This is a genomic window from Streptomyces sp. NPDC042364 (assembly GCF_056437585.1).
Genome location: NZ_JBWKAJ010000011.1, coordinates 45,256 through 61,620 on the forward strand (window position 1 = coordinate 45,256; position 16,365 = coordinate 61,620).

Below are 16,365 nucleotides of genomic sequence, written 5' to 3' on the forward strand. Positions count from 1 at the left end.
ACGGGGCGGCGTCGCGGGCTCCTCGGGCCGTCCGGCCGGGCGGGGCACCGAGGAGGGCGGCGCGTCGGGGAAGCGGGCCGAGGCCGCGGGGGGCGGTGGGGTGGCGCCGCTCTTCGGGGCGGTCCTGCGGAAGTCGGAGAAGCGCGGGTGTTCCGCACGGCGCGGTGCGGGGCCGCCGTCCGTTGCCGAGCCCTGGGAGGGCTGCCGACCGGGCACCGGGCCGGAGCCCTGCGTACGCGAGGACATCGGGGTGCCGCGCTCGCCGGAACTCCGGTGCGGTCGTGTCGTCTTGGCGGCGTCGGAGCCGTACGCAGGACGCTGCCCGTCCCCCGCGTCCGGTCGCCGGCCGTCCCGAGGCGCGTCCTGCGCCGCGGAGGGCGCACCGGACGGGCGAGGCGGCGCGGTGGGCCGCGCGGGCACCCCCGTGGCGGGTGGCCGCTGGGGACGCCGCGGCACGGCCTGCGTCTCCCCGGCCGACGGCGTCCAGTCGGGGCGGGGCGGCGGAGCCGACGAGGAGCCGGGCGAGGGGAGCGGCCCCGGGGGCGTCCTCTCGGAGCCGCCCCCGGCGGATGACAGGGAAGCAGAGGCAGGCGCCCCCGGCACACCCCCCGCGACCCGGCGCGCTTCGAACGATCCCCGGCCCGTCCCGGGCGTCGTGGACGAGCCCCCGATGTGTGCACGGGCGTCGGAGGTGGTTTCGCCCGTGAGGCGTGCGCCGGAGCCACCCCCGAGGAAGGGACGCGCCCCCGGCGCCGCACCGGTGGTCGGCCGCGTGCCGGAGGGGCCGTCGCCGGGCGGACGTCCGCCGCGCGAGGTGTCGGTGGTGGGGTCGGAGTCGCGGTGGGGCGGCGGGGTGTCGGTGGGGGGCACTGTGTTCTGGGGTGGGGTGTTCGGCGGTGCGGGGACGTGGGGCGTCGAGGGGCGCCTCGGCGGACGCGGGGGGATGGAGGCGCGACGCGCTTCCGTGCTCATGCACCCCCCGTTTCCTCGTGCCCGGGCCGACCCGGAGCCGTCCGGGTCCCGGTCACCCGTGGGGGGCGACCGGCACGCATGCGACGGGACCGGTCCCGTGGGCATGCGCCGCACCACGGGCCGACCGCACCCGTGGTCGCACCACACGCAAGCCATACCCGTGGCAGCGGATCGGCATCCCCGTCGAGGTCGTCCCCTGCGCTCGCGTCACTCTACGGGTTGCCCGGGGTCGAACGGGAACCAGTCGGCGGCACCGGGGCTTTAGCCCGGAACGTCCCCCTACCCTGCGGTAATCATGTCTGGCAGGCTTCGTTCATGACTGCGCGCGCCGCCGACCGGGCCCGCTACGACCGGGCCACCGCTCATCTCGACGCACCTCTGGCGATCGTCGACCTCGACGCCTTCGACGCGAACGCCGACGACCTCGTCCGCAGGGCCGGCGGCAAGCCGATCCGCGTCGCGAGCAAGTCCGTCCGCTGCCGGGCGCTGCTGGAGAGGGTCCTGGCCCGCGAGGGCTTCCGGGGCATCATGTCGTTCACTCTGGCCGAGTCCCTGTGGCTGGCCCGTTCCGGGTTCGACGACATCCTCCTCGCCTATCCCTCGGCCGACCACGACGCCTTCGCTGAACTGGCGAGCGACCCCAAGCTCGCCGCCGCCGTCACCGTGATGGTCGACGACCCCGCCCACCTCCGGCTGATCGAGGACTCCCGGCGCGGAGGCACCGAAGTGGTGCGCGTCTGCCTGGAGTTGGACACCTCGCTCAGGCTTCTGGGGGGCCGGGTGCGGATCGGGGCGCGGCGTTCGCCGCTGCACTCCCCCGAGCAGGTCGCCGAGGTGGCGCGGGCCGTGGCCGAGCGGCCGGGGTTCAAGCTGGTCGGGATCATGGCGTACGAGGGTCATATCGCCGGTGTGGGCGACTCGGTGGCCGGGCGGCCCCTCCGTTCGCGTGCGGTGCGGCTGATGCAGGCCACGGCGAAGAAGGAACTGGCCGCCCGCCGGGCCGAGGTGGTCCGTGCCGTACGGCGGGTGGCGCCGGACCTGGAGTTCGTCAACGGCGGTGGCACGGGCAGCGTGCAGCACACGGCGGCGGAGGACGCGGTCACCGAGATCGGCGCCGGGTCCGGCCTCTACGTGCCCCGGCTCTTCGACAACTACACGTCGTTCAGCGGGCGTCCGGCCGCACTGTTCGCCATGCCCGTGGTCCGGCGCCCCGGGGTCGGCGTCGTCACCGTGCTCGGTGGCGGGTACCCGGCCTCCGGTGCCGCGGGACCGGACCGGCTGCCGGTGCCGTATCTGCCGGAGGGGCTGAAGTACGACCCGCAGGAGGGGCCGGGCGAGGTGCAGACCCCGCTGCTCGGCGCCCCCGCGGACGATCTGCTGCTCGGTGACAAGGTGTGGTTCCGGCACGCCAAGGCCGGGGAGCTGTGCGAGCGGTTCGACGTGCTGCACCTGGTGGAGGGCGACGAGGTGACGGCGACGGTGCCGACGTACCGGGGTGAGGGCCACACCTTCCTGTAGGACGCGGTGGTGTGTCCGGGTCCGTGACGTCACTGCGGGCCCAGGCTGCTGCCCACTCCCCCGCCGGTCTCCTCGTCGCCCACGGCTCGGATGCCCTTGACGATCCGGTCGATGTCGCCGACCGGTGGTCCGTCGTCGCCCGCGTCGACGGCGAACCGGACGAGGACCGGTGCCCCGGAGCCCACGCCGGCCGGGAAGACGAGGGACTGGACGTACCCGCCGGGTCCGGCGTCGGTGGTGACGCGCCAGCGCACGAAGTACCCGGCGCGGCCCGCGACGGCGACCGAGCCCGAGGCGACGACCTCGTGGCCGGTGATGCCGTTGTACGGGCGCCGGTCCAGGTCGTCGCGGTCGTACGCGTCGTTCGCGGCGTCCTCGATGTCCTTCTCGGCGAGGACCTTGGGGGACGTCTCCTCGCTCTGGGTCACGGTGCGCGAGTAGACCCAGCCGCTGCGGCACAGGCCGTCGTCACCGGGGCAGTCGTAGGTGCCGTCGGTGACGAGTACGGCGTCCTCGTCGGCGTCCTCGCCTTCGGTCCAGCCGTCGAGGACCGGGAAGGTGATGCCGTTGAGGTCGTCCACGACGACGGAGGCGGCGCCGTCGGCGGACTTGGAGGGGGACGAGGAGGGGCCGGTCGGGGACGGGCTGCCGCCGCCCGGCGAGGGGGCGGTGGGGGCCGTTCGCGTCTCCTGGCCCCCGCCGCCGTCCCCGCCGAGGACGAGGACGCCCCCGATGACGGCGCCGGCGGCCAGTACGGCCCCGGTGACGGCCAGCGCGACCACCTTGGTGCGCCCGAGGCCCTGGGGCCGGGGCTGGACCGGCGGCGGGACGGGCGGCTGCACCGGCTGACGCCGGTGGTCGGTCCACGCGGACCCGTCCCACCAGCGTTCGGTGAGCGGGTAGGACGGGTCGCGGTACCAGCCGGGCGGCGGCGAACTGCTCATCCCCGCACTCTAATCACACCGACGGGGCCGGTGTTCGGACTGTCCTGGACGGCCTGGCCTAGAGCGGGGTGACGTAGGCGCCCGAGATGCCGCCGTCGACCAGGAAGTCGGTGGCGTTCACGAAGGACGAGTCGTCGCTCGCGAGGAAGGCCACGGCGGCGGCGATCTCCTCGGCCTCCGCGAACCGCCCGAGCGGGATGTGCACGAGGCGGCGCGCGGCCCGCTCCGGGTCCTTGGCGAACAGCTCCTGGAGCAGCGGGGTGTTGACCGGGCCGGGGCACAGGGCGTTGACGCGGATGCCCTCCCGCGCGAACTGCACGCCCAGCTCACGGGACATGGCGAGCACGCCGCCCTTGGAGGCCGTGTACGAGATCTGGGAGGTCGCCGCGCCCATCCGGGCCACGAATGAGGCGGTGTTGATGATGGAGCCCCTGCCCTGGCGCCGCATGTACGGGATGGCCGCCTTGCAGCACAGGTAGACGGAGGTGAGGTTGACCTCCTGGACCCGCTTCCAGGCCTCCAGGCCGGTCTCCAGGATGGAGTCGTCGTCGGGCGGGGAGATACCCGCGTTGTTGAAGGCGATGTCGACGCTGCCATAGGTGTCGTGGGCGGTGCTGAACAGCGCCTCCACCTGCTCGGCGTCGGTGACGTCGACCTTCACGAAGATCCCGCCGACCTCCTCGGCGGCCGCCTTGCCGCGTGCCTCGTCCACGTCGCCGCAGACGACATGGGCGCCCTCGGAGGCGAGGCGGCGGGCGGTGGCGAGGCCGATGCCGCTGCCGGCGCCGGTGATGACGGCGGTACGGCCGACGAGTCGGCGGCAGATGGTGTCCTGGGGCTGGGTCACTGTGCGGGGCCCTCCGTGCTGATGAAGACGTTCTTGGTTTCGGTGAAGGCGGTCAGGGCGTCCGGGCCGAGCTCCCGGCCGATGCCGGACTGCTTGAAGCCGCCGAAGGGGGTCCAGTAGCGCACGCTGGAGTGGGAGTTGACGGACAGGTTGCCCGCGCGGACGGCCTGGGAGACGCGCAGGGCGCGGCCGACGTCCCGGGTCCAGATGGAGCCGGAGAGGCCGTACGGGGTGTCGTTGGCGAGGCGGATCGCGTCGGCCTCGTCGTCGAAGGGGAGGACGACGGCGACCGGGCCGAAGACCTCCTCGGCGGCCACGCGCGCGTGCGGCTCGACGCCGGTGAGGACGGTCGGCGGGAACCAGAAGCCGGGGCCCTCGGGGGCCTTGCCGCGGATGCCGGGCGCGTCCGGGTCGACGTACGCGCGGACGCGGTCTAGCTGGGCGGCGGAGATCAGCGGGCCCATCTGGGTGGCCTCGTCGTTCGGGTCGCCGACGCGGACCGACTCGATGCCGGGGGCGAGGAGTTCGAGGAATCGGTCGTGGACGGAGCGCTGGACGAGGATGCGGGTGCGGGCGCAGCAGTCCTGGCCGGAGTTGTCGAGGAACGACATGGGGGCGGCGGTCGCCGCGGCCTCGAGGTCGGAGTCGGCGAAGACGATGTTGGGGCTCTTGCCGCCGAGTTCGAGGGTGACGCGCTTGAGGAGCGCCGAGCCCTTGGCCAGGACCTGCTTGCCCACGGCTGTCGACCCGGTGAAGACGATCTTCGCGACGCCGGGGTGTTCGACGAGGGCGTTGCCCGCGACGGGGCCGTGTCCTGGCAGTACCTGGAACAGGCCCTCGGGGAGCCCTGCCTCGCGTGCCAGCTCCGCGAGGCGGAGGGCGGTGAGCGGGGTCGTCTCGGCCGGCTTGAGGAGCACCGCGTTGCCCGCCGCGAGCGCGGGGGCGACGCCCCAGGCGGCGATGGGCATCGGGAAGTTCCAGGGGGCGATCACGCCGACCACGCCGAGGGGTTCGAGGATGGTGACGTCGAGGCCGCCGGGGACGGGGATCTGCCGTCCGGTGAGCCGTTCGACGCCGCCGGCCGCGTAGTCGAGCAGGTCCCGGACGTTGCCGGCCTCCCAGCGGGCGTTGCCGATGGTGTGTCCGGCCTCGCGGACCTCCAGGCGGGCCAGCTCCTCCAGGTGCTCGTCCACGGTGACGGCGAACCGGCGCAGCAGCCTGGCGCGGTCGGCGGGGGCCAGCGCGGCCCACGCCCGCTGGGCCTTCGTCGCCAGGGAGACGGCCGCGTCGACGTCCGCCGGGGTGGCGGCGGGGACGGTGGCGACGACCTCCTCGGTGGCGGGGTTGAGCACCTGGAGCTGCTGCTCGTACTGCGGGGACTGTCCGGACAAGTAAGGGCCTTTCAGCGGGTGGCGGTTCACAGGCGTTCGAAGGAGCGGCGCAGCTCCCAGTCGGTCACGGCGGCGTCGAACGCGGCCAGTTCGACCCGCGCCATGTTGAGGTAGTGGGCGACGACCTCGTCGCCGAAGGCGGCCTTGGCGATGGGGCTGTTGCCCCACAGCTCTGCGGCCTCGCGCAGGGTGGTCGGCACATGGGCGTAGTCGCCGGTGTACGCGTTGCCCTCGCACACCTCCGGCAGTTCCAGCTTCTGTTCGATGCCGTGGAGCCCGGCCGCGACGAGCCCGGCGACGGCGAGGTGCGGGTTGACGTCGCCGCCGGGGAGCCGGTTCTCGAAGCGCATCGAGCGGCCGTGGCCGACGACCCGCAGGGCGCAGGTCCGGTTGTCGTGGCCCCAGGCGACGGCGGTGGGGGCGAAGGAGCCCGGCTGGAACCGCTTGTAGGAGTTGATGTTGGGCGCGTAGAGCAGCGAGAAGTCGCGGAGCGCCGCGAGCTGCCCGGCGAGGAAGTGCCGCATGACCTGGGACATCCCGTGGCCGTCGGCCATCACGTTGGTGCCGTCGGCGTCCGCGAGGGACAGGTGGATGTGGCAGGAGTTGCCCTCGCGCTCGTTGTACTTGGCCATGAAGGTGAGGGAGACGCCCTCCTGGGAGGCGATCTCCTTGGCGCCGGTCTTGTAGACGGCGTGCTGGTCGCAGGTGACCAGGGCCTCGTCGTACTTGAAGGCGATCTCGTGCTGGCCGGGGTTGCACTCGCCCTTGGCGGACTCGACGGTCAGCCCGGCGCCCGCCATCTCGTTGCGGATCCTCCTCAGGAGGGGCTCGACACGGCCGGTGCCGAGGACCGAGTAGTCGATGTTGTACTGGTTGGCCGGGGTCAGGCCCTGGTAGCCGGCGTCCCAGGCCTGTTCGTAGGTGTCCTTGAAGACGATGAACTCGAGCTCCGTGCCGACGTTGGCGGTGTAGCCCAGTCCGGCGAGGCGCTCCAGCTGGCGGCGGAGGATCTGGCGGGGGGCGGCGACGACGGGTGAGCCGTCGCTCCAGGCGAGGTCGGCGATCAGCAGGGCCGTGCCCTCGTTCCAGGGCACCCGGCGCAGGGTGGACAGGTCCGGGTGCATGGCGAAGTCGCCGTAGCCCCGGTCCCATGAGGACATCGCGTAGCCGTCGACGGTGTTCATCTCGGTGTCGACGGCGAGCAGGTAGTTGCAGCCCTCGGTGCCGTGGGAGAGGACCTCGTCGAGGAAGAACCGGGCGGCGAACCGCTTGCCCTGCAGTCGCCCTTGCATGTCGGGGAAGGCCAGGACGACAGTGTCGATCTCGCCGCCGGCGACGAGGGCGTGCAGTTCCTCGACGGAGAGCGGGGGTGTGCGGTCTGCCACGGGGAGGCCTCCTTGGGCTTTCTTCGGTCGCTGCGCACTTCTGCTCGTACTGCTTCGTACCGCGCGCTTCATCCGCCGGACCGGGAGTCATAAGGTATTGCCGAGAACCATTGCTTGGGAAGGGGGCACGGCCACATGTCGGTGGAACCTGACGGCGGGCCGGAGGACCGGCTGACCCCGGTGCTGCGGCCGGTGCGGGCGGGCAACGGCTTCGAGGAGGCGCTGGAGCAGATCCTCCAGGTCGTCCGGCTGGGCCTGGTACCCGGCGGGGAGCGGCTGCCCGCGGAGCGCGAGCTGGCGGAACGGCTCGGCATCAGCCGGGTGACGCTGCGGGAAGTACTGAAGGTGCTCCAGGACCAGGGACTGGTGGAGGCGCGGCGCGGGCGGTACGGCGGCACGTTCGTGCTGCCGCGCACCGACGCGGGCGGCGAGGACGAGCTGCGCCGCAGGATCGCCGAGGTCGACATCGAGGACGTGCTGCGGTTCCGGGAGGTGCTGGAGGTGGGCGCGGCGGGCCTGTGCGCCACGCACGGACTGGACGACGAGCAGGCGGCGCGACTGCGGGATGCGCTGTCCCGCACCCATGAGGCACCGCTCGCCGAGTACCGGCGCCTGGACACCCTGTTCCACCTCACCCTCGCGGAGCTGTGCGGTTCCCCTTCCCTCACCGCCCAGTACGCGGCCGTACGCGCCGGCGTCAACGACCTCCTCGACTGCATTCCGCTGCTCGTACGGAATCTGGAGCACTCGCAGCGGCAGCATGTCGCGCTCGTCGACGCGGTACTCGACGGGGACGCGGACGGGGCGCGCGAGATCATGCGGGAGCACTGCTCGGGGACGGCGGCACTGCTGCGGGGGTTCCTGACGTGAGGAGGGCGGCACGGGCCGCGGTGACGGCGGAGCGGCGGCGGCCGGGGGCGGGCCTTGCCACCACCGGCACCGCAAAGGTATGAACGTGCTCCATTGAGCACAAGGGAGCATGAGGGAGCGCGCGTGACCAGGCCGCTGATCGGTGTGAGTACGTATCTGGAGTCCGGCGCGCGCTGGGGCGTGTGGGAGATGGAGGCCGCGCTGCTGCCGGTCGGGTACCCCCGGCTCATGCAGGCGGCGGGCGGGCTCGCGGCGATGCTCCCGCCGGACGATCCGGCGCACGCGGCGGCGACGGTGGCGCGCCTGGACGGTCTGGTGATCGCGGGCGGACCGGACGTCGACCCCGCCCGCTACGGTGCCGAGCGGTCGCCGCGCACGGGGCCGCCGGCGCCGGCGCGGGACGCCTGGGAGCTGGCGCTGATCCGTGCGGCGCTGGAGGCCGGGACACCGCTCCTCGGCATCTGCCGGGGGATGCAGCTGCTGAACGTGGCGCTCGGGGGCACGCTCGTCCAGCACATCGACGGGCATGTGCGCGAGGCGGGGGTCTTCGGCCGGCACTCCGTGAAGCCGGTGCCGGGGACCCGTTACGCGGAGATCGCGCCCGAGGAGGCGGATGTGCCGACGTACCACCACCAGGCCGTGGACCGGCTCGGCGAGGGGCTGGTCGCGTCGGCGTACGCCACGGCCGACGGGACGGTGGAGGCGGTCGAGCTGCCCGCCCCCTCCTGGGTCCTGGGTGTGCAGTGGCACCCCGAGATGGGCGAGGACCTGGGGGTGATGCGGGCGTTCGTCCTGGCGGCGTCGTGACTGCCGCCGGGCCGCCCGGCCGCCGGTGAGGGTGGTCCGTCCCCGTCCCCCGTCCCCGTCGCCGCTGCCCTGCCCGCCCCGGGGGCTCCCCCCTTCGCCCCCCGTGGATCGGCCCCCGTCGTCGGCCGGAGGCCCGCTGTGGCTGGTCGCGTGGTTCCCCGCGCCCCCGACATGCCCGGGCCGTGCCCCGGGCATCACCGTTCAGTCGCCCGTCGGCGTGCCGCCCCGGGTCAGCCCCAGGAGGTCGCGCGCCGGCCCCGCCGGACGGTGGCCCATGGGCCAGACCGCCCGGAGCGCACGCCGGAGACGAACCCCGTCGACGGGTACGCGGACGAGCCGACGGGCGGAGAGCTCCTCCCCCAGCGCCAGCTCGCTCAGAACGGCCGGACCGGCACCGCTGAGCGCGGACGACTTGACCGCCGTGGTGGACGACAGCTCGATCAGCGGCCGGGCGAGCCCTCCCAGCGCCGACTCCAGCACCTGCCGCGTCCCGGACCCCTTCTCCCGCAGGATGAGCGGCGTGGAGGCCAGCTCCGCCGCGTCCAGCGGCCGGCGCCGGCGCGCCCAGGGATGCCCGGGAGCCGTCACCACGATCAGATGGTCGTGCGCAATGACGACCGCGTCGAGCCCGGCCGGCACCGTCGGCCCCTCCACGAACCCCAGGTCCGCCTCATCGGCCAGCAGCCGCTCCGCGACGATCGTGGAGTTGCCCGCGAGCAGCGACACCGCGGTGTCCGGGCGCTCGGCCCGCAGGGCGATCAGCCACCCCGGCAGCAGATACTCCGCGATGGTCATGCTCGCGGCGACCCGGAGCCGCGAGTCCCGCCGGTCCCGCAGCGCCTGCGCGCCCACGTCGAAGGCCTCGGCCGCCTCCACGATCCGCCTGGCCCAGTCGGTGACCAGCGCCCCGGCGTCGGTGAGCCGGGAGCCGCGCGGCGACCGGTCGACCAGGGCCACGCCGAGCTGGCGCTCCATCGAGCGGATCCGGCTGCTCGCGGCCGGCTGCGTGATGCCCAGCTCACGCGCCGCCCGCCCGAGCGAACCGAGCCGGGCGACGGCCAGCAGCAGTTCGAGGGCCCCCAGATCGGGCACCCGATGCGCCATCCCGCCCCGCGGCTCCGCCGGCTCACTCATAACGCCAGCTTATGTCCCCATACACCCGAGCTCCCTGGTGGGGCCCGCGCGCCGACGGGACGCTCGACGCATGGTCACCCCAGTCCGCCCCGTCCCCGCCCACCCGGCCCCGACGTCCCGTCCCACCGGCCAGGCCCTCCTCACCGCCGACCCGGCAGGCACGGCTCCCGCCGCCACCGCCCCCGCGACCCTCACCACCGGCCTGCGAGCCGTGTCCCTCCGCCACCTCGGCCCCCAGTGGTACGCCCCGGTCATGGGCACGGCGATCCTGGCCACCGCCGGTACCGGGCTCCCAGGTGACCTGCCCGGCGTACGGACGGTCTGCGCCGCGGTCTGGGCCCTCGCCCTGGTCGCCCTGGCCACCGTGCTGGCCGCCCGCGCCCTGCACTGGCGCCACCACCGCGACCAGGCCCGCGCCCATCTCCTCGATCCTGCCGTGGCCCCGTTCTACGGCTGCCTCTCCATGGCGCTGCTCGCCGTGGGCGGCGGCGCCCTGGTCGTCGGGCGGGACTGGATCGGCGTGCGGGCGGCCGTCACGCTGGACGCCGTGCTCTTCGGGGCCGGCACGCTGATCGGGGTCGTCGCGGCGGTCGTCGTGCCGTACCTCATGATCGTGCGGCACCGGGTGGAGCCCGGCGGGGTCACCCCCGCGGTGCTCCTCCCGCTGGTCGCGCCGATGGTGTCCGCCGCTCTCGGCCCGCTCCTCGTCCCGTACCTTCCACCCGGCCAGGCCCGTCAGGGGCTGCTGTTCGGCTGTCTCGGGCTGTTCGGGCTGAGTCTGCTGGCCACGCTGCTCGCGCTGCCCCTGGTCGTCGCACGGCTGGTGACGGCCGGACCGCTGCCGCTCGCGCTGACCCCGAGCCTGTTCCTGGTCCTCGGGCCGCTCGGCCAGTCGACCACCGCGACGGTCAACCTCGCCGAGGCCGCGCCCACCGCCCTGACGGCGTCGGCACCGTACGGGCCCGCCCTCGCCGTCCTGTACGGGGTGCCGGTCATGGGCTTCGCGCTGCTCTGGCTCGCGCTGGCCGGGGCGCTGGCCGGCCGGGCGCGGCGGCGGGGCATGGGGTTCTCGATGGCGTGGTGGGCGTTCACCTTTCCGGTGGGCACCTGCGTGACCGGCGCGGAGGGGCTGGCCCGGCACACGGGACTCGTCGCCTTCGACGTCCTGGCCGTCGCGCTCCATGCGCTGCTGCTGGCGGCCTGGGCGGCGGCAGCCGCGGGCACCCTGCGCGGGCTGGTCAGCGGAGAGCTGCTCGCAGGGCCGCGCCGAGCACCCGCGGCGCCTCCGCCAGCGACGGCCCGTACCAGGTGAGATGGCGGCCGCTCAGCAACGCGCAGGGCAGCCCGGGGAACGCCTCGGGGCCGTCGTCCGCGGTGAACCGGTACGGCTCGTCGGGGAGGACCACGACATCGGGGGCGGCGGCACGCAGTTCCTCGACGGGCACCTTCGGGTAGCGCTCGGCGTGCCCGTCGTACAGGTTGTCCACGCCGAGCCGGGCGAGGACGTCACCGGCGAAGGTGTCCCGGCCGATCACCATCCAGGGCCGCCGCCAGATGGGCACCACGGCGGTGGCGCGGCGGTCGGGGGCCGGCAGCCGGGTCCACGCCGTCTCGGCCTCGTCGAGCCAGCCGGGCCGCGACCGGGCGCCGCAGGCACGCAGGACACGGTCCAGTTCGGTGAAGGCCTCGGGGACGCCGCGCACCTCGGTGACGAGGACCTCGACGCCGGCCTCCCGCAGAGCGGCCAGGTCGGGGGCGCGGTTCTCCTCCTCGTTGGCGATGACGAGATCGGGGGCGAGCCGCAGGATCACGTCGGTCTTCGGGTTCTTGGTGCCGCCGATCCGTACGACATCCAGGTCAGCCGGGTGGTCGCACCAGTCGGTCACGCCGACCAGGGCGCCGGGCAGCGTCACCGCGACGGCCTCGGTCAGGGAGGGGACGAGGGAGACGACGCGCTTCATGGTCATGTCCCCCGCCGGTGCCGGTCCTCCAGCGCCTCGATGTGATCGGCGACCGCCACCACGACGACCCGGGTGTCCGGGACGGTGGCCCGCCAGCGGTGCCGCACACCACCGGACATGTACAGCGTGTCGCCGCGGCCCAGCCGGTGGGCGCGGCCCTCCGCCTCGACCTCGACGGCACCTTCGACGACGTACATCAGCTCGTCGTTGCGGTGCTGGACCTCGCGGCCCTCGTCGTGGTCGCCGGTGAATTCCATGGCATGCAACTGGTGGTGGCCACGCACCAGGGAGCGCGCGCTGGAGACGGGGGGCGTGACCGGGTCGTCCTCGGCCCGCACGACGTCGACACTGCACGCCGGGTCGGCCGCGGCGAGCAGTTCGACGGCCGTGGTGCCGAGGGCGTCCGCGATGCGCTCCAGGGAGGGCTTGCTGGGGCGGGCCCGCTCGTTCTCGACCTGGCTGAGGAAGGGGACCGACAGGCCGCTGCGCTCGGCCACGGCCGAGAGCGTGAGCTCCAGTGCCCGGCGCCGCCGCCGGACGGCCGCGCCCACCCGAAGGGGCTGCTCTTTGTGGTCGCCCATAGCTCCGGCTCCTTCCGTCGCTCGTCGCTCGTCGTCCGGGGACTTCGTTCGCGGGTCGGGTCGAGGGCGCCCACGGCTCCGAGTACGGATGGTCGACGGCCCGGCACTCATCCGGTGCGGTTCTCCTGATGAGTTCTCTGCACCCTACGCATGTTCGGCAAACCGTTTCACGCGCCCCTCACATCCCCGTGACCCCGGCAAGAGCCATGCTCACAGTTCACGCCAGTGAGAGAGCCGCACCGGCCGCCGGGACGGGTGCGCGATGTGATCCTTCCGACACGCTCGGTCACCGGTCCGGGCGGTCCGCCGGGCCGTTGTTGACGCTGGGTCGCGCACGGGTGTCGGCGCCGGCCGACGAGTTCGCGCCCGGTGCGTCCGCGCACCACGAAGCGGTTGTCCGGATCCTTCCCGTACACCAGTACGCGACCGCGCCTCCCGTTCGGCACGGGTGTCGGGGCGGCAGCCCCGGGCCGCCTCGCGGGCGACGCGTTCACCCGCCCCGCACCGGGGGCGTGGCGGTTGCGTCAGGGGACCGCTGTCGGCGCCGTACGGCATGATGCGGGGCGTGACTGGACGCCTGATGCTTCTCGACACCGCCTCCCTGTACTTCCGGGCCTACTTCGGGGTGCCCGAGTCGGTGAAGGCCCCGGACGGCACCCCGGTGAACGCGGTGCGCGGACTGCTGGACTTCATCGACCGCCTGGTGAAGGACCACCGGCCGACCGATCTGGTGGCCTGCATGGACGCGGACTGGCGGCCGCAGTGGCGGGTCGACCTGATCCCCTCCTACAAGGCGCACCGCGTGGCCGAGGAGCACGACGCCGGGCCGGACGAGGAGGAGGTGCCGGACACCCTGTCGCCGCAGGTGCCGGTGATCGAGGAGGTGCTGGACGCGCTCGGTATCGCGCGCGTCGGCGTCGCCGGGTTCGAGGCGGACGATGTGATGGGCACGTTCACGGCGCTGGCGAAGGACCCGGTGGACATCGTCACCGGCGACCGCGACCTGTACCAGCTGGTCGACGACGAGCGCGGCATCCGCGTGCTGTACCCGCTCAAGGGGGTGGGCACGCTCCAGCTCACCGACGAGGCGGTGCTGCGCGAGAAGTACGGGGTGACCGGCGGGGGGTACGCGGATCTGGCGCTGCTGCGCGGCGACCCGAGCGACGGTCTGCCGGGCGTCCCCGGCGTCGGCGAGAAGACGGCCGCGAAGCTGCTCGCGCAGTTCGGCGACCTGGCCGGGATCATGGCCGCGGTCGACGATCCGACGGCGGGACTCACGCCGTCACAGCGCAAGCGGCTGGACGGGGCGCGCGCGTACGTGGCCGTCGCGCCCAAGGTGGTACGGGTGGCCTCGGACGTACCGCTGCCGGACGTCGACACCGTCCTGCCGAAGGCGCCGCGGGATCCGGCCGCCCTGGCCGCCCTGGCCGCCCGCTGGGGCCTGGGAGGATCGTTGCAGCGACTGCTCACGACACTTCAGGGGTGACAGCCGGTCCTCGCCATGAACAGGTCCCGACGGGGCACACGACGGGGGTGGGGTGACCCCGCGGTGGTGGGGGCCTTGAGGCGCGACTCACATCGCGAAGCTCTCCTGTACTGGTCGAGCATGGGGTGAAATGCCGGGGGAGATGATAACTTAGGTAAGCCTTACTAGGTCTTCAGGAGGCCGTCATGGCAGAGCGTCCGGTACGCAGGACCCCCAAGCCCCACTCCGCGCGAGTCGTCCGCACCGAGCGGCTCACCCCGCACATGCAGCGCGTCGTCCTCGGCGGCGACGGGCTCGCCGACTTCGCCACGCGCGGCAGCACCGACCACTACGTGAAGCTCCTCTTCGGCCCCGACGGTGTGACGTACCCGGAGCCGTTCGACCTGGAGCGGATCCGCGCGGAGATGCCGCGGGAGCAGTGGCCCGTGACCCGGACGTACACCGTGCGCGCTTGGGATGCCGAACTGCGCGAACTGACCCTCGACTTCGTGCTCCACGGCGACGAGGGCCTCGCCGGCCCCTGGGCCACCCGCACCCAGCCGGGCGACGCGGTCCGGCTCCTGGGTCCGGGCGGCGCGTACGCACCCAACCCCGACGCCGACTGGCATCTGCTCGCCGGGGACGAGAGCGCCCTGCCCGCGATCGGCGCCTCGCTGGAGGCTCTTCCCGACGGTGCCCGCGCCTACGCGTTCGTCGAGGTCGCCGGCCCCGAGGAGGAACAGAAGATCGACTCCGACGTGGACGTGGTCTGGCTGCACCGCGGTGACCGCCCCGTCGGCTCGCTGCTCGTCGAGGCCGTACGCGCGCTGGAGTTCCCCCAGGGCCGGCCGCACGCCTTCGTCCACGGCGAGGCGGGCTTCGTGAAGGAACTGCGCCGGCTGCTCCGCGTGGAACGCCAGATCCCGCGCGAGGACCTCTCCGTCTCCGGTTACTGGCGCCTCGGTCACGACGAGGACGGCTGGCAGGCCACCAAGAAGGAGTGGAACGCGCGCGTGGAGGCCGAACAGGACGGTGCGGCGGCCTCCGCCTGAGCAGAGCGCCGGACGCGACGGCTCCCATCGGACACGACCGCCTCCATGGGACACGCCGGCCTCCACCCGAGCAGACCGCCGACCGCACCGGGACGCCCTCGTGCCGCGACCCCTACGACGGCCCCTGACGGCCACCGAGTCCGGCGGAGCGGGATTTCGGCCGGGCTCAGGCGTTCGTCACCGCGTCGACGAACCGGGCCAGGGCAGCCGCGAGTTCCTCCAGGCCGGGGCCGGCCGGGCCGCCCGGTTCGGCCATGTAGACGTCACGGCGGATCTCGATCATCAGGGCGGCGACCCGCGGGTCCTTCCCGTAGTACTCCAGCGGTACGTACGCACCGCCGAACGGACTGTTGACGCCCGTCCCGCCGAATTCGGCGAACGCCTCCTCCGCGAGGGCGAGAAGGTCCGGCGGGGTGTGGAAGGGATCGCTCCCCAGACAGATCGGCGGGCGGGGGCCGTCGCCATGGAGTTCGTAGGGGAGACGCTCGGCCGGGTACGAGTGGACGTCGACGACCACGGCCCGCCCGGCGGCTTCGAGGCGCCGCGCCACGGCGTCGGTCATGGCGGCGGCGTAGGGCAGGAAGTAGGCGTCGACGAGGGGCCGTCCGTCGTGTCCGTCCGCACGGAGCACCTCCCGGTGCGTGGTCCTCGTGTACACGGCACCCATGCCCACGGCCAGCATCTCCTCCCGTTCGTCCGGGAACCGCTCGGGGTCGACGACCAGCCGTGACAGCCGGTTGACGAACCTCCAGGGCGTCGTGGCCGCGCGGGCGGCGGCCCGCTCGGCGATCCGGTCCGTGTGCGCGTCGGTGATGTGGTCCAGTTCCCGCTCCAGCGCGGCGTCGTCGAGGACGATCCCCTCCCGGACGGCCGCGGGTATCGCCCGTGAACCGTGCGGCACATGCAGGAGCACGGGTGACTCCGGCGCGCCGGGCAGGAGTTGACGGGCGGGCGAAGCGTCGTTCATTCGCGGTTCCTCGGAGTGGGATCGGTTCGTCGGGGCCGCTCAGCATAAAGCCGGCGAGATGACGAGATATCGACGCGCCGCACTCCCCCGACGGCACCTCGGACGTCGGGGAGCCCCCGCCACGGCCCCCGCCCTCGCGCCCGTCCCGACTCAAGGGGCTGAACGGAGCAGTCCGGTCCTCTTTTTGCACACCCGCACGGCGAACAATCACGATCAACACCGCACACCACCCGTCGCCCCGCACAGCACCCGTGACAATGTTTCGGTCAAATGCGCCCCTTGTTTGCCGCCGTACGCTCGCCGTACGCTCTTCAACGGAAAACGGCGTCGCGCGCACGCTGCGGTTGCAGCCAGAAGTGGGAACTTCTTGCGGAGGCTCGGGCTATGGCATCAAGTGGCGTGGAGAGCGTGCCGGTAACCCCGGACATGCTCGCCTGGAAGGGAACGGCGCACGAGGCACTGGAACAGCTG

The 16,365-nt window shown here is 73.5% G+C and carries 14 protein-coding genes; 6 read left to right on the top strand and 8 right to left on the bottom strand.

Going from position 1 to position 16,365, the window contains the following annotated elements; all coding sequences use genetic code 11:
- The first annotated feature begins 1,287 nt into the window (after positions 1-1,287).
- Positions 1,288-2,490, top strand: a complete 1,203-nt coding sequence (locus AC067N_RS22610; RefSeq protein WP_478680671.1) for an amino acid deaminase/aldolase — start codon at positions 1,288-1,290, stop codon at positions 2,488-2,490.
- A gap of 29 nt (positions 2,491-2,519) precedes the next feature.
- Here AC067N_RS22610 and AC067N_RS22615 read toward each other — a convergent pair whose 3' ends face one another.
- From AC067N_RS22615 to AC067N_RS22630, 4 genes are read right to left on the bottom strand one after another with little or no spacing between them, the layout of a single operon-like run.
- A complete protein-coding gene (locus AC067N_RS22615) occupies positions 2,520-3,434 on the bottom strand; it encodes a DUF2510 domain-containing protein (protein ID WP_478680672.1) in 915 nt (304 codons plus the stop codon).
- Between the two features lie 58 nt (positions 3,435-3,492).
- Positions 3,493-4,281, bottom strand: a complete 789-nt coding sequence (locus AC067N_RS22620) for a 3-oxoacyl-ACP reductase (protein ID WP_478680673.1) — start codon at positions 4,279-4,281, stop codon at positions 3,493-3,495.
- Positions 4,278-5,672 carry an aldehyde dehydrogenase family protein gene (locus tag AC067N_RS22625; protein WP_478680674.1) on the bottom strand — a complete coding sequence of 465 codons (1,395 nt, stop codon included), beginning with the start codon at positions 5,670-5,672 and terminating at the stop codon, positions 4,278-4,280. The genes AC067N_RS22620 and AC067N_RS22625 overlap by 4 nt, the downstream gene beginning before the upstream one ends.
- 26 nt (positions 5,673-5,698) lie before the next feature.
- The gene (locus AC067N_RS22630; RefSeq protein ID WP_478680675.1) at positions 5,699-7,057 is read right to left on the bottom strand and encodes a glutamine synthetase family protein; all 1,359 of its coding nucleotides are present in this window, start codon (positions 7,055-7,057) and stop codon (positions 5,699-5,701) included.
- 135 nt (positions 7,058-7,192) lie between these two features.
- On the opposite strand from AC067N_RS22630, the gene AC067N_RS22635 reads away from it, so the two are divergent.
- The gene (locus AC067N_RS22635) at positions 7,193-7,927 is read left to right on the top strand and encodes a FadR/GntR family transcriptional regulator (protein WP_478680676.1); all 735 of its coding nucleotides are present in this window, start codon (positions 7,193-7,195) and stop codon (positions 7,925-7,927) included.
- A gap of 123 nt (positions 7,928-8,050) precedes the next feature.
- Positions 8,051-8,734, top strand: a complete 684-nt coding sequence (locus AC067N_RS22640; protein ID WP_478680677.1) for a gamma-glutamyl-gamma-aminobutyrate hydrolase family protein — start codon at positions 8,051-8,053, stop codon at positions 8,732-8,734.
- Between the two features lie 201 nt (positions 8,735-8,935).
- Here the strand turns inward: AC067N_RS22640 and AC067N_RS22645 are convergent, their stop codons facing one another.
- Positions 8,936-9,868 carry a LysR family transcriptional regulator gene (locus AC067N_RS22645; RefSeq protein ID WP_478680678.1) on the bottom strand — a complete coding sequence of 311 codons (933 nt, stop codon included), beginning with the start codon at positions 9,866-9,868 and terminating at the stop codon, positions 8,936-8,938.
- 70 nt (positions 9,869-9,938) lie between these two features.
- On the opposite strand from AC067N_RS22645, the gene AC067N_RS22650 reads away from it, so the two are divergent.
- The gene (locus tag AC067N_RS22650; RefSeq protein WP_478680679.1) at positions 9,939-11,180 is read left to right on the top strand and encodes a TDT family transporter; all 1,242 of its coding nucleotides are present in this window, start codon (positions 9,939-9,941) and stop codon (positions 11,178-11,180) included.
- Here the strand turns inward: AC067N_RS22650 and AC067N_RS22655 are convergent.
- Together AC067N_RS22655 and AC067N_RS22660 are read right to left on the bottom strand one after the other, a co-directional pair.
- A complete protein-coding gene (locus tag AC067N_RS22655; protein ID WP_478680863.1) occupies positions 11,107-11,829 on the bottom strand; it encodes a helical backbone metal receptor in 723 nt (240 codons plus the stop codon). The two genes, AC067N_RS22650 and AC067N_RS22655, sit on opposite strands and share 74 nt — an antisense overlap.
- Positions 11,830-11,831: 2 nt before the next feature.
- Entirely contained in the window at positions 11,832-12,410 is a 579-nt protein-coding gene (locus tag AC067N_RS22660; RefSeq protein ID WP_478680680.1) for a helix-turn-helix domain-containing protein, read from the bottom strand.
- 556 nt (positions 12,411-12,966) lie between these two features.
- On the opposite strand from AC067N_RS22660, the gene AC067N_RS22665 reads away from it, so the two are divergent.
- Positions 12,967-13,896: a 5'-3' exonuclease gene (locus AC067N_RS22665; protein ID WP_478680864.1), complete on the top strand. Its 930-nt coding sequence runs from the start codon at positions 12,967-12,969 to the stop codon at positions 13,894-13,896.
- A gap of 185 nt (positions 13,897-14,081) precedes the next feature.
- The gene (locus AC067N_RS22670; protein ID WP_478680681.1) at positions 14,082-14,927 is read left to right on the top strand and encodes a siderophore-interacting protein; all 846 of its coding nucleotides are present in this window, start codon (positions 14,082-14,084) and stop codon (positions 14,925-14,927) included.
- Positions 14,928-15,093: 166 nt separating this feature from the next.
- Here the strand turns inward: AC067N_RS22670 and AC067N_RS22675 are convergent, their stop codons facing one another.
- Positions 15,094-15,894: an N-formylglutamate amidohydrolase gene (locus AC067N_RS22675; RefSeq protein WP_478680682.1), complete on the bottom strand. Its 801-nt coding sequence runs from the start codon at positions 15,892-15,894 to the stop codon at positions 15,094-15,096.
- Between the last annotated feature and the right edge of the window lie 471 nt (positions 15,895-16,365).